This is a genomic window from Limnohabitans sp. TEGF003, assembly GCF_055395455.1.
The window spans coordinates 1,227,419-1,241,250 of record NZ_AP029225.1; the positions used below are offsets into that span (position 1 = coordinate 1,227,419).

13 protein-coding genes are annotated in these 13,832 nt (G+C 58.7%); 11 read left to right on the forward strand and 2 right to left on the reverse strand.

Going from position 1 to position 13,832, the window contains the following annotated elements; genetic code table 11:
* Positions 1–175: 175 nt before the first annotated feature.
* A complete protein-coding gene (locus ACZ5RT_RS06070) occupies positions 176–580 on the forward strand; it encodes a group II truncated hemoglobin (protein WP_108427630.1) in 405 nt (134 codons plus the stop codon).
* Between the two features lie 265 nt (positions 581–845).
* On the opposite strand, the gene ACZ5RT_RS06075 is transcribed toward ACZ5RT_RS06070, so the two are convergent.
* Complete coding sequence (locus tag ACZ5RT_RS06075; protein WP_464453863.1) at positions 846–1,484, reverse strand: Smr/MutS family protein; 639 nt, start codon at positions 1,482–1,484, stop codon at positions 846–848.
* 401 nt (positions 1,485–1,885) lie between these two features.
* Positions 1,886–2,713 carry a symmetrical bis(5'-nucleosyl)-tetraphosphatase gene (locus ACZ5RT_RS06080; RefSeq protein ID WP_464453864.1) on the reverse strand — a complete coding sequence of 276 codons (828 nt, stop codon included), beginning with the start codon at positions 2,711–2,713 and terminating at the stop codon, positions 1,886–1,888.
* Between the two features lie 820 nt (positions 2,714–3,533).
* Here ACZ5RT_RS06080 and ACZ5RT_RS06085 point away from each other — a divergent pair.
* The 10 genes from ACZ5RT_RS06085 to ACZ5RT_RS06130 all read left to right on the forward strand — a co-directional run bounded on the left by ACZ5RT_RS06085 (position 3,534) and on the right by ACZ5RT_RS06130 (position 13,827).
* A complete protein-coding gene (locus ACZ5RT_RS06085) occupies positions 3,534–4,838 on the forward strand; it encodes a hemolysin family protein (RefSeq protein WP_464453865.1) in 1,305 nt (434 codons plus the stop codon).
* Positions 4,839–5,319: 481 nt separating this feature from the next.
* Positions 5,320–5,604 carry a GIY-YIG nuclease family protein gene (locus tag ACZ5RT_RS06090; protein ID WP_464453866.1) on the forward strand — a complete coding sequence of 95 codons (285 nt, stop codon included), beginning with the start codon at positions 5,320–5,322 and terminating at the stop codon, positions 5,602–5,604.
* A 467-nt stretch (positions 5,605–6,071) separates the two neighbouring features.
* Positions 6,072–6,371 (forward strand): H-NS histone family protein, encoded by a 300-nt coding sequence (locus tag ACZ5RT_RS06095; protein ID WP_108428786.1) that lies wholly within the window; start codon positions 6,072–6,074, stop codon positions 6,369–6,371.
* A gap of 161 nt (positions 6,372–6,532) precedes the next feature.
* On the forward strand, positions 6,533–7,048 hold the full coding sequence (gene nusG, locus ACZ5RT_RS06100) for a transcription termination/antitermination protein NusG (RefSeq protein WP_464453867.1): 516 nt from the start codon (positions 6,533–6,535) through the stop codon (positions 7,046–7,048).
* 621 nt (positions 7,049–7,669) lie between these two features.
* Entirely contained in the window at positions 7,670–8,365 is a 696-nt protein-coding gene (gene uppS / locus ACZ5RT_RS06105; protein WP_464454202.1) for a polyprenyl diphosphate synthase, read from the forward strand.
* Between the two features lie 678 nt (positions 8,366–9,043).
* Positions 9,044–9,916, forward strand: a complete 873-nt coding sequence (gene rfbA / locus ACZ5RT_RS06110; RefSeq protein WP_464453868.1) for a glucose-1-phosphate thymidylyltransferase RfbA — start codon at positions 9,044–9,046, stop codon at positions 9,914–9,916.
* Between the two features lie 373 nt (positions 9,917–10,289).
* Complete coding sequence (locus ACZ5RT_RS06115; RefSeq protein ID WP_464453869.1) at positions 10,290–10,775, forward strand: helix-turn-helix domain-containing protein; 486 nt, start codon at positions 10,290–10,292, stop codon at positions 10,773–10,775.
* Positions 10,768–11,481 carry a nucleotidyl transferase AbiEii/AbiGii toxin family protein gene (locus tag ACZ5RT_RS06120; protein ID WP_464453870.1) on the forward strand — a complete coding sequence of 238 codons (714 nt, stop codon included), beginning with the start codon at positions 10,768–10,770 and terminating at the stop codon, positions 11,479–11,481. Before ACZ5RT_RS06115 ends, ACZ5RT_RS06120 begins: the two co-directional genes overlap by 8 nt.
* Before the next feature lie 146 nt (positions 11,482–11,627).
* Positions 11,628–12,176 (forward strand): dTDP-4-dehydrorhamnose 3,5-epimerase, encoded by a 549-nt coding sequence (rfbC, locus tag ACZ5RT_RS06125; RefSeq protein WP_464453871.1) that lies wholly within the window; start codon positions 11,628–11,630, stop codon positions 12,174–12,176.
* 190 nt (positions 12,177–12,366) lie between these two features.
* Positions 12,367–13,827: a phosphomannomutase gene (locus tag ACZ5RT_RS06130; protein ID WP_464453872.1), complete on the forward strand. Its 1,461-nt coding sequence runs from the start codon at positions 12,367–12,369 to the stop codon at positions 13,825–13,827.
* Positions 13,828–13,832 lie beyond the last annotated feature (5 nt).

Genomic DNA, 13,832 nt, shown 5'->3' on the forward strand with positions numbered 1-13,832 from the left:
TTTATGCGTGCCTGATGTTCTCTGTGGGAGGCCGCCCCTGCGGCCGAATGTTTGAAGTAGCTCCGGCGTTCATTCGCGAGCAGGGGCTCGCTCCCACACAAGACCGGTCCCTTTTACAAATGATCGCTCGCTCCCACACAAAACCTTGAACACCGCTTCCAGCAAAATACCTACCATGCAAATCGAAGACAAACCCCCGTTTGATACCCCGTTCGAGTGGATCGGAGGGGAAGCCCGCGTCAAGGCCCTGGCCGAGCGCTTTTATGACCTGATGGACATTGAGCCCGGCTACAAAGAGCTGCGAGCCGCTCATGGCAGCACCTTGCAAGACGCACGCGACAAACTGTTCTGGTTCTTGTGCGGCTGGCTCGGCGGGCCGGAGCATTACACCGAGCGCTTTGGCCACCCACGCCTGCGCATGCGGCACATGCCGTTTTCAATCGGTGTGTTGGAGCGTGACCAATGGCTCGCCTGCATGGACCAAGCCATGCAGGAAACCCAGGTGGATCCGGTGCTGCGCGAACGCCTGAATGCCAGCTTCTTCAAAACCGCCGACTGGATGCGCAACCGCGGGGTTTGATCTTTCGCCACTGCTGATCTCGTGACCAAATTTTTCTGCCGTTCCCGCGCATCTTTTTGTCAATTCATCATTTTTTTTGTCATTCCCGCGAAGGCGGGAATCTATGGTGTTGATGGCATGGATACCCGCCTTCGCGGGTATGACAAAAGGGGATTTGCTGGTGCAACTGGGTCAACAAGAATCACATGAATTCCCGCCTTCGCAGGAATGAGTAGACGGTATGACGAGACCGTACTCCAACTGAGAACGACAAAACGGAATCAGCTCAACTTGCTGGTTTGAGCAACACCAGCAAAGCCCCAGCACCGCCCTCTGCGGGTTTGGCCTGAACGAAAGCCATGACCTGGTTTTTTTGGATCAACCAGCTGTGGACCTTGGGTTTGAGCACCGAGGTTTTGCCCGGCGAACCCAGCCCTTTGCCATGCACCACGCGCAGGCACCGCAGGCCTTGTCGGTGGGCGATGCGGATGAATTCGGCCAGTGCCACACGGGCCTCGTCGCTGCGCAGGCCATGAAGGTCGATCTCGCGCTGAATGGACCAGCCGCCTTTGCGCAGCTTTTGCGTCACGTCGATGCCGATGCCGGGGCGCCGAAAACTCAGGGCGTCATCCGTGTCGAGCAAAGTACTCACATCAAAGCCATCGCTCAAGGCGTCGCGCAACACCGCTTCTTCGTCTTTTTTGCGCTGCAAGGCCACAGGCGCTGGGGCGGGTGGGCTGATGCGGGCTTGGTCGTGCGAGGGCAGCCGCTGGACAACGCCGACCGCACGCACAAACAAATTGGCCTCGGCATCGCGCTGGCGTGCAGCGGCAAGTCGAGCGGCCTCTTCGGCCTTGGCTTTTTGATGGGCCTCGGCGAGTTGTTTCTGGACCTTCTTGAGGTCTTGCAGGGCATTGATTTTCACCCGCTGATCGTGCCACAAAAAGTCCTGATCTGGCGAGCGGTGAGCCCGTTCACACCTTCGGCCGCAGGGGCAGCCTCTCACAGGGAACATCAGGCGGCATTGGATTTTTTGTAGGAGCGAGCCCCTGCTTGCGAATGGCGGCTAGAGCCACTTCACACCTTCGGCCGCAGGGGCGGCCTCCCACAGAGACAGGGCATCCATTCGGCCGCAGGGGCGGCCTCCCACAGGGACAGGGCATCCATTCGGCCGCAGGGGCGACCTCCCACAAGGAACTTCAAGCTGCATTGGATTTTTTGTAGGAGCGAGCCCCTGCTCGCGAATGTTGGCCGGAGCCACTTAGACATTCGGCCGCAGGGGCAGCCTCCTACAGAGAAAGGCCGCATGGGCGGCCACCTGTGCATTCACCCTGGCCGCTGTGCCTGCTCGCACTTCAACTGAATCAACTCGTGCTGTCCGTCAGCATCCAGCCGCATCGCGCTCAGGCAGCCGCCCCACACGCAACCCGTGTCCAGTGCCCACACGTCCTCGCGCTTGAGCAAACCCAAAGTCGACCAATGGCCAAAGGCCACCGTCACGTCGGCTGTCTGCCTGCCCGGCACGTCAAACCAGGGCATGAAACCCGCAGGGGCGGCATCGGCGCCTTCTTTGCTTGCGAACTCCATCACGCCTTGGACCGAACAAAAGCGCAGACGTGTCAAAGCATTCACGATCACCCGCAGACGGTTCACGCCCGTCAAATCCTCGCGCCAAGCCGCAGGCTCGTTGCCATACATCTGGTGCAAAAAATCACTCAAATCAGGTCCACGCAAAACCGACTCCACCTCGCCCGCCAAAGCCAAGGTCTGCGCCACCGTCCACGACGGCAATACGCCCGCATGTACCATCAGCACACCATGCTCCCAAATGGCCATGCGTTGGTGCCGCAGCCAGTCCAGCAGGGCAGGGCGGTCGACGGCGTGCAAGATGCCGTCCAGCGTGTCCATCGGCTTGAGCCGCCCAGCCCCGGCGGCCACGGCCAGCAAATGCAAATCGTGGTTGCCCAACACGCACTGCACAGCGCTGCCCATGGCCATCAAGCGCCGCAGCACCTGTTCTGAAGCGGGCCCCCGGTTCACCAAGTCGCCCAACACATACAAAGCGTCCCGGCTCGGCGAGAAATCCACCTCGTCCAGCAATCGCCCCAAAGGCGCATCGCAACCCTGCACGTCACCGACCCAATAAACAGACATAAGCACCTCTTTGGTGAATTGTCCCAAATCATGGACCCCCGATCAGGTCGGGGGTGACAAATACAGAAGGCATGGACCCCCGATCGAGTCGGGGGTGACAAATCCATGTCATACCCGCGCATGCGGGTATCCATGCGTATCGAAGGCATAGACCCCCGATCAGGTCGGGGGTGACCAATGCAGAAGCCATGGACCCCCGATCGAGCCGGGGGTGACAAATCCATGTCATACCCGCGCATGCGGGTATCCATGCGTATCGAAGGCATAGACCCCCGATCAGGTCGGGGGTGACGAATACAGAAGCCATGGACCCCCGATCGAGTCGGGGGTGACAAATCCATGTCATACCCGCGCATGCGGGTATCCATGCGCATCGAAGGCATAGACCCCCGATCAGGTCGGGGGTGACCAATGCAGAAGCCATGGACCCCCGATCGAGTCGGGGGTGACAAATACAGAAGGCAACGACCCCCGATCGAGCCGGGGGTGACAAATCCATGTCATATCCGCGCATGCGGGTATCCATGCGTATCGAAGGCATAGACCCCCGATCAGGTCGGGGGTGACGAATACAGAAGCCATGGACCCCCGATCGAGCCGGGGGTGACGAATACATAAGCCACGGACCCCCGATCGAGCCGGGGGTGACAAATCCATGTCATACCCGCGCATGCGGGTATCCATGCGTATCGAAGGCATAGACCCCCGATCAAGCCGGGGGTGACGAATACATAAGCCACGGACCCCCGATCGAGCCGGGGGTAACAAATCCATGTCATACCCGCGGATGCGGGTATCCACTCTTGGCACAATGGCGGTTATGGATTTCTTACTGATTGCTTTCCTCACCCTCCTCAATGGGGTGTTCGCCATGTCGGAGCTGGCGCTGGCCTCCAGCCGAAAAGCCCGGCTGGCCGCCATGGAGGAGGCGGGTGACAAAGGCGCGCACGCTGCGCTCAAACTGCTCGAGGAACCCACCCAGTTTTTGTCCACCGTGCAAGTGGGCATCACCTCGATCGGGGTGCTCAACGGCATCGTGGGAGAGGCGGCGTTCAGTGGTGGGTTGGCCTTGCACTTGATGCAGTGGGGCCTGACCGAGCCGGTCGCTGCCATCACCGCCACCGCCATCGTGGTCACCATCATCACCTTCACCACCATCATCTTTGGCGAGCTGGTGCCCAAGCGCATCGGTCAGCTCTACCCCGAGGCCGTGGCCCGCCTCGTGGCACGCCCCATGGCCTGGCTGGCCAAAGCGGCAGGGCCTTTTGTCAAGCTGCTCTCGCTGTCCACCCAAGGCGTACTCAAGCTCATGCGCATCGACAGCAAAGGCAACCGCGCTGTGACCGAAGAAGAAATCACGGCCAGCTTGGTCGAAGGTGTGGATGCCGGCTTGATCGAGGAGCACGAGCACCAAATGGTGCGCAACGTGTTCCACCTGGACGACCGCGCGCTCACCTCGATGATGACGCCGCGCAGCGACATCCAGTGGCTCGAGGGCAGCCTCACGCCCCAACAAGCCATGGACCGCATCAACCAGATGCGTGGCGAAGGCAACCACTCCTGGTACCCCGTGTGCCGCGACGGCCTGGGCCACATCATTGGCGTCATCAGCCTGTCGCATTTGCTGGCGCTGCCGCAGGGCGACGAACGCCCACTCGAAGACCACGCCCAAACAGCCCACTTTGTGCCCGAAACACTGACCGGCATGGAGCTGCTCGAGCAAATGCGCGACCAATCGAGTCGCATGCTTTTTGTGGTGGACGAATACGGCGAAGTGCAGGGCCTGCTCACCCCACTCGACCTGCTCGAAGCCATCACCGGAGAACTCAAGCCCGACACCAACGCCGATGCCTGGGCCACCCCAAACGACGATGGCAGCTGGCTGCTCGACGGCATCATGCCCGTCAACGAACTCAAGGCCCGGCTGGACATCAAGGAACTGCCCGCCGAAGACAAAAACCGCTACAACACCCTGGCAGGCTTGCTCATGTACGCCCTCGGCCAGCTGCCCGCCCAAGGCCAAGTGATCGAGTTGGCCGGCTGGCACTTCCAAGTCATCGACCTCGAAGGCCGCCGTATTGACAGAGTTTTGGCCACGCAGCAAACAGCTTCGCCTGAGCCGTAGCGGTCGTATACCCGCGCCCACCTCTGTCATACCCGCGCCTAACTTTGTCATACCCCCGCCCTACTTTGTCATACCCGCGAATGCGGGTATCCATCGCAGCCGAAGGCATAGACCCCCGATCATGTCGGGGGTGACGAAGTTTTTGTCATACCCGCGAATGCGGGTATCCATCGCAGCCGAAGGCATAGACCCCCGATCCAGTCGGGGGTGACGAAGTTTTTGTCATACCCGCGAATGCGGGTATCCATCGCAGCCGAAGGCATTGACCCCCGATCCAGTCGGGGGTGACGAAGTTTTTGTCATACCCGCGAATGCGGGTATCCATCGCAGCCGAAGGCAAGGACCCCCGATCAAGTCGGGGGTGACGAAGACAAAAGCCATGGACCCCCGATCAAGTCGGGGGTGACGAGGTTTTTGTCATACCCGCGCATGCGGGTATCCATCCCCTTGCCAACCACCAAAGCCTGCCATACGCTCACTTATGGCTTACTTTGTCTACATGCTCGCCAATCAGAAAAATGGCACTTTGTATGTCGGCGTCACCAACCATTTGATTCGCCGTGTCCATGAACACAAACAGCATGCGGTGGATGGATTTACTGCCCGGTATAACATGACCCAATTGGTCTGGTTTGACCAAACTGAAAGCATTCAAGAGGCCATTGCGTATGAGAAACGCTTGAAGCACTGGAAACGTGAATGGAAAATTGCCCTGATCGAAAAAGAAAATCCGGATTGGGTTGATTTGTATGAGTCTATTTTGTGATTTTCAAGCCATTTAAATGCATAGACCCCCGATCAAGTCGGGGGTGACAAAGTCAGGAGCCATTGACCCCCGATTAGGTCGGGGGTGACCAATTTTCTGTCATACCCGCGAATGCGGGTATCCATGACGGCCGAAGCCATGGACCCCCGATCAAGTCGGGGGTGACAAAGTCAGGAGCAATGGACGCCCAATGAAATCGGGGGTGACCAATTTTCTGTCATACCCGCGAATGCGGGTATCCATGACGACCGAAGGCATAGACCCCCGATCAAGTCGGGGGTGACGAATTAGGAGCCATGGACGCCCGATCAATCCGGCCTTGGCGAAAGATAATCGCATAACCCTAAGAATCCAAGTCCATAAAATTTATAAATACACCTAAAAATCCGTTGTATGTCCAAATCATCCTGTATCCAGGCAAACTCTGATGTATATTCAGCGCTCTTATCATTTAAACAGGATCTACCATGACCTCCAGCTACAAAGAATTATTGGCCCAACGCGACGCTTTGGAGCAAGCCATTGCCCAAGCCCGCCAAAATGAAATCTCCAGCGCCGTGACCAAAGTGCGCGAACTGGTGGCCGAATATGGCCTGACTGCGCAAGACATCTTCCCTGGTCGCGGCAGCAAATCCGGTGCACCCAAAGCCGCCAGCAAAGTCGCTGCCAAATACCGCGACCCTGCCACAGGCCAAACCTGGACAGGCCGTGGCAAAGCCCCCAAGTGGATCGAAGGCAAAGACCGCGCACCTTTCGTGATCGCCTGAAACACCTTTTTGGCCCAAGCACTCAACCCCGCGCAAGCGGGGTTTTGTTTTGGCGAACACCTTGCACGCAGATGGGCCAACATGCGGCCGCCTAAAATAGGCACAGATACAGCCGCAAAGACAGAATGACCCAAAACCCGCCAACGCCAGACAAGCTTTTTTTGGAAAGCACGCCACCCGACCGCTGGTACCTGGCCTACACCAAGCCCCGCGAAGAGAGAATCGCCGAGGCCAATCTGCAGCAGCAAGACTTTGAAGCCTATTTGCCGCTGTACAAAAAATTCAAAAAAACCGAGCAAGGCCCCGTTGCATTGTTCGAGCCCATGTTCCCGCGCTACATCTTGTTCAGGCCCAGCAAGCCTGAGCAAAGCATCTCGGCCGTGCGCAGCACCAAAGGCATCGCCACCATCGTGCGCTTTGGCTTCGAGCCCGCCACGCTCCACGACGACCTCGTGCAACGCATCCGCCAACTCGAACAAGACCGCAACCACGCCACCCTGCAAGAACTCAGCAACCTCAAGGCCGGCCAAACCGTGCGCCTCAAACACACGGCACTGGGCGGTGTTGAAGGTCTCATTCAAAGTGTCTCCAGCAAACGGGTCGCTGTCCTGCTGGAAATCCTGGGACGCCCCACTGTGGTTCAGTTGGAGCATCATCAAGTTGAAGTGAACACTTGACGGGGGATGGATGCCCGCATGCGCGGGCATGACGCAAGTGGGTGATGGATGCCCGCATGCGCGGGCATGACGCAAGTGGGTGATGGATGCCCGCATGCGCGGGCATGACGCAAGTGGGTGATGAATGCCCGCATGCGCGGGCATGACGCAAGCGGGTGATGGATGCCCGCATGCGCGGGCATGACGCAAGTGGGTGATGGATGCCCGCATGCGCGGGCATGACAAGATGGCTGTCATGCCCGCCTCCCTCTGTCATACCCGCGAATGCGGGTATCCATGACAGTCGAAGGCATAGACCCCCGATCGAGTCGGGCGTGACAATGACTAAATGGACGCCCGATCGAGTCGGGCATGACAAGATAGCTGTCATATCCGCTCCCCCTCTGTCATACCCGCGAATGCGGGTATCCATGTCAGCCGAAGCCATGGACCCCGGATCAAGTCCGGGGTGACAAAGTCACAAGCCATGCACCCCGGATCAAGCCCAGGGTGACAAAAACCTGAGGGATCTGGATCCGCTGCAACCACACCCCATTTCGCACCCCCCGCACATATGCCTCTAAAATCTGCAATCGTCCAGATTTGCCCCACGCTTTGACCAATCCAGCCCCCCGCAACCCCATGCCGCAGCACATCGCCATCATCATGGATGGCAACCGTCGCTGGGCCAAAAACCGCTTCATGCCGGCAGCGCTGGGGCATGCTGCTGGGGCCAAGCAAGTGCGTGACATCGTCAAAACCTGCGCCGAGCTGGGGGTGGCGCACCTGAGCCTGTTTGCCTTCAGCACCGAAAACTGGAAGCGCCCCGAAGAAGAAGTCTCCAGCCTCATGGGCCTGTTCATGACCTACCTGCAAAAGGAAGTGGACAACATGAACACCAACGGCGTGCGCCTCAAAGTGGTGGGCGACAAAAGCCGCTTCGCCCCTGTGCTGCAAGAACTCATTGTGCGGGCCGAGCAGCAAACCGCCCACAACACCCGCATCACCCTCACGGTCTGCGCCAACTACGGCGGCCGCTGGGACATGGTGCAAGCCGCCCAGGCCTGGCAGCAAGCCCACCCCGGTCAAAGCCTGCAAGACATGACCGAGGAAACACTGGCCCCTTACCTCAGCACAGCCTACGCCCCCGAAGTCGATTTGCTCATCCGCACGGGCGGCGAATCGCGCATCAGCAACTTCATGCTTTGGCAAGCGGCCTATGCCGAAATGTTCTTCACCGACGACCTCTGGCCCGAGTTCTCGCCAGCGCGTCTGAAAGAAGCCATCACCTGGTTCGCCACCCGCGACCGCCGTTTCGGTTCCTCGGCACCGCTTTGACACCCTGATGGGCTTGGCCCATTGCGGGTTAACCCGGGCAAAAATTCAAAAAATCCCCTGGAAAATTTCTTTCATGCACTCTTTTGGGGTAATTTCTGAAGAGCCCCTACTGTTCTTAACAATACAATCGTAGGCTGTCCGAAATACCCAATTCGCCAAGCTTCGCGTCAGAAACTGCGCCTAAGCTCTACGCGACGGGTATGGGCACAGTCTGCAAAATACCTTGCCGGACTGCGGTAGCCTGCCCGGGTCACTTGTCATGGCCGCGATAACTGCCACCCTGCGCAACCCTTGTCATACCCGCGTAGGCGGGTATCCATGGCAATCGAAGGCATGGACCCCCGATCAAGTCGGGGGTGACAGAGCATAGTTGTCATACCCGCGCAGGCGGGTATCCATGACAGTCGAAGGCATGGACCCCCGATCGAGTCGGGGGTGACAATGAAAAAATGGATGCCCGATCGAGTCGGGCATGACAAGATGGCTGTCATACCCGCGCAGGCGGGTATCCATGACAGTCGAAGGCATAGCCCCCCGATCGAGTCGGGGGTGACAATGAAGAAATGGATGCCCGATCAGGTCGGGCATGACGAACAAGAGATGGATGCCCGATCGAGTCGGGCATGACAGATAAGAGACAGTTGCCCGATCGAGTCGGGCGCACCAACACCTCAAACCATGACCCATCGCAAAGGCATCATCCTCGCTGGCGGCTCTGGCACGCGTCTGTACCCTGTCACACAGGCCGTGAGTAAACAGCTCATGCCCGTGTACGACAAGCCCATGGTCTATTACCCGCTGACCACGCTGATGCTGGCAGGTATCAAAGATGTGCTACTCATCAGCACGCCGCAAGACACCCCCCGCTTTGCCGACCTGCTGGGCGACGGCAGCCAATGGGGCATGAACATCCAATACGCCGTGCAGCCCAGCCCCGATGGTTTGGCGCAAGCCTTTCTCATCGGCAAAGACTTTGTGGGCAACAACCCCAGCGCCCTCGTGCTGGGCGACAACCTCTTTTATGGCCACGACCTGGTCAAGTTGCTGAACAACGCCAACCAGCGCAGCACGGGCGCCAGCGTGTTCGCGTACCACGTGCATGACCCAGAGCGTTACGGTGTGGTCGACTTCGACGATCAACAGCGCGCCCTCAGCATCGAAGAAAAACCCAAGGCCCCCAAAAGTAACTACGCCGTCACGGGTTTGTACTTTTATGACCAACAGGTGTGCGACATCGCCGCAGACATCAAACCCTCTGCTCGGGGCGAGCTGGAGATCACCGACGTCAACAAACGCTATCTGGCGCAAAACCAGTTGAATGTTGAAATCATGGGCCGTGGCTACGCCTGGCTCGACACCGGCACCCACGACAGCCTGCTGGAGGCCGCAGGCTTTATTGCCACCCTGCAAAAACGCCAAGGCCTCATGGTCGCCTGCCCCGAAGAAGTGGCCTTCCACCAAAAGTGGATCACCGCAGAAGCCCTGCAAAAACTGGCGCAGCCCCTGGCCAAAAATGGCTATGGGCAATATTTGTTGAACCTGCTCAAGTGATGGATGCCCGATCAAGTCGGGCATGACAAAAGAGATGTCATATCCGCCCTTAACTGTCATACCCGCGAATGCGGGTATCCATGACTCCAAAACCACAGATGCCCGATCAAGTCGGGCATGACAGAAGGGATTTCATACCCGCCCCTTAACTGTCATACCCGCGCATGCGGGTATCCATGACTCCAAAACCACAGATGCCCGATCAAGTCGGGCATGACGACTTTTCGTAATGCTTTACACAGTCACCCCCACCCATATCCCCGACCTGCTTATCCTCGAGCCCAAGGTCTTGGGTGATGCGCGGGTCTAAAGCTTCATTAAATTGTTTCTCATTGTTGACAAATGATGTATTTTGTAAATAATGAGATGCGCCATGCCTCAAAAATCGCCCCCACTGACCGAACTGACAACAGCCAAGCTTCAGAGTTTGGGCGCGAGCTTGGCCGCCAGGCGCAAAGCCTTGGGGGTCAGCGCCACGGTGGCGGCAGAGGCTGCAGGCATATCGCGGGTTACGCTTCACCGCATCGAAAAAGGCGAACCCTCGGTCACCATGGGGGCCTGGAGCAACGCCATCGCCGCATTGGGCATGCACTTGCAACTGCAAGACCACGAGGCAGCTAAGCCAACACCCGCAGACCGGTCAGGTTGGTGGCCTGTGCGCATCGCACTGGCAGACTATCCGCAGCTCAAAGCGCTGGCTTGGCAAGTGCATGGCACAGACCACTTAACCCCGGTAGAGGCCTTTGACATCTATGAACGCAACGCACGGCACCTCGACCTGCCGACCATGGCAGCGCAGGAACAAGCCCTTTGGCAAGCCCTGCAAGAAGCTTTTGGCAAGCGGACTGCGCATGTTTGAGCGGCCACACCATCAGCGCATCGCCCACGTTCTGGCAGCGTTGGACGGCGGCGCACTTGCACAACACGCCTGCTGGTTTGGCGGAGGCACCTGTATTGCACTGCGGTTTGGTGAATACCGTGAGTCGGTCGACATTGATTTTTTGGTGTCTGACCCAGCCGGTTACCGTGAATTGCGACAATTGCTCACGGGCCTCGATGGGCTTGCCCCCATCACGCGCCAAGGGGCCATGCCGCTGGAGCTCTTGCGCGAAGTGCGTGCAGACCAATACGGCATACGCACCCAAGTGCGCATGGACGGGCACGCCATCAAGTTTGAAATCGTGCGTGAAGCCCGAATCGCGTTGCAAACGCCCGGAGTACAAGACCAACTTTGTGGCGTAGGCACCTTGACGGTGTTGGACATGGCGGCAAGCAAACTACTGGCCAATGCAGACCGACAAGCAGATGCAGGTGTATTCAGCCGCGACATTATTGATCTGGCCATGATGGACCTGAGCCTGCCGCAACTGCGTGCCGCACTGGAGAAAGCCAGCGAAGCCTACGGCGGCGCCATCAGCCGGGACCTGGGCAAAGCTATCGACCGAATGGAAAACAAACCAGAATGGCTTGAGCGCTGCATGCAAGCCATGGCCATGCACATGCCCCGAGCCGTTCTCTGGAAAAAAATTCGAACTCTCAGACACGTTTTACCAGTGGCTACGTAACTGACCACGACAAGATGGATGCCCGTTCAAGTCGGGCATGACAAAAAAACTGTCATACCCGCCCCTCAACTGTCATACCCGCACCTCAACTGTCATACCCGCACCTCAACTGTCATACCCGCGCATGCGGGTATCCATCCCCAACAATGCCCTACACCGTCACCCCCACCCACATCCCCGACCTGCTCGTTCTCGAGCCCAAGGTCTTTGGCGATGCGCGGGGTTTCTTTTTTGAAAGTTTCAACCAGCAAGACTTGAACCAAGCCACGGGCCTGAACGTGCAGTTTGTGCAAGACAACCACAGCCGCAGCGCTCAAGGCGTGTTGCGTGGCCTGCACTACCAACTGCAACAACCCCAAGGCAAGCTGGTGCGTGTGGTGCGCGGCGCGGTGTTTGATGTGGCGGTCGACATCCGCCCAAACTCCCCCACCTTCGGCCAATGGGCCGGGGTCGAGCTGACCGAAGACAACCACAAACAACTCTGGGTGCCCCCCGGCTTTGCCCACGGCTTTGTGGTCTTGTCAGCCACCGCAGACTTCTTGTACAAAACCACCGACTACTACGCCCCCCAGCACGAACGCTGCATCGCCTGGAACGACCCCGCCATCGGCATCACCTGGCCCCCAGGCCTGCAACCCAAACTCTCCGCCAAAGACCAATCCGCCAAACCCCTGGCCGAGGCAGAACTTTTTTAGTTGTCATACCCGCCCCCTAACTGTCATACCCGCGAACGCGGGTATCCATGCCTTCAAAACCATGGATGCCCGATCAAGTCGGGCATGACGATGCAAAGGATGGATGCCCGATCAAGTCGGGCATGACAAAAGACAAGACAGATGCCCGATCAAGTCGGGCATGACAGAGCAAATAACAAACACTTCACACATGTTCCTCAAAGACCTGGCCCCAGCAGTCGGTTTTGGCACCAGCGGTGTACGCGCTTTGGTGTCAGACCTCACCGCGCCCGTGGTCGCCACCTATGTGCGCGTGTTCATTCAGCACCTGCGCCAAACAGGGCAACTGCAAGCCGACACCACCCAATGCGTCATTGGCTGGGACTTGCGCCCCAGCAGCCCCGACATTGCCGCCGCTGTTTGTGCTGGCCTTTTGGCAGAAGGTTTGCAAGCCGACTGGGCAGGCTGTTTGCCCACACCCGCTTTGGCATTGCGTGCCTTGCAAATGCGCTGCCCCGGCATCATGGTAACGGGCAGTCACATCCCGTTTGACCGCAACGGCATCAAGTTTTACACCGCCCAAGGCGAAATTTTGAAGGCCGACGAAGCCGCCATGGCGGTTGTGCCTGTTGCCCACCTGCTGCCGCAAAACGGCATGGTCCAACATTTGGCCGAGTGCTCGGCACAGGTCAAAGCCCAAACGGGCGAGAGTGCTGCTCTGCGGGCCTACATGCAGCGCTACACCCAGTTGTTGCCCGCACAGGCCTTGCAAGGCTTGCGCATTGGCGTTTACCAACACAGCGCTGTGGGCCGCGACATGCTGGCGCAGCTGCTCGGTCAATTGGGCGCACAGGTCATCAGCCTGGGCCGTAGCGACCAGTTTGTGCCCATCGACACCGAAGCCGTTTCCGCTGGAGACGAAGCCATGGCCGCGCAATGGTGCGCTCAGCACCAGCTGCATGCCGTGGTGTCTACCGACGGTGACGGCGACCGCCCCTGGGTGTGTGACGAGCAAGGCCGCTTTGTGCGTGGCGACGTGCTGGGCACCCTCACGGCCATGTGGCTGGGTGTGCAAACTGTGGTCACCCCGGTCAGCTCCAACACCGCTCTCGAAAAATCAGCGCAGTTCAAGCACACACGCCGCACCCGCATCGGCTCGCCTTATGTCATCGAGGCCATGCAAGCCCTGCAAGCGCAAGGCCACACCAGCGTGGCTGGGTTTGAAGCCAACGGTGGTTTCTTGCTTCAAACCGCACAAAACGGCCTGCAGCCCCTCCCCACGCGCGACAGCACCTTGCCCATCCTGGCCGTGCTGGCTATGGCCCAGCAACGCCAGCAGCCCCTGTCGGCTTTGCCCGGTTTGCTGCCTACGCGCTACACGCAGTCAGACCGCATTCAAAACTTGCCTACAGCCAAAAGCCTGCAACTCATCAAGCATCTGGCCAAAGAGGCAGACGCCTTGCAAGCCTTTTTCCAGTTCACCGGCAGCAGCGTGGCCAGCACAGACCAGACCGACGGCCTGCGCATCACACTGGCCAACCAAGATATCGTGCACCTGCGCCCATCGGGAAACGCCCCCGAATTACGTTGCTACACCGAGGCCGCCAGCGCACAACAGGCCCAGCAACTGTTAGCAGCCAGCCTTAACCAAATAAAAACCATCCTGAGCTAGACAAG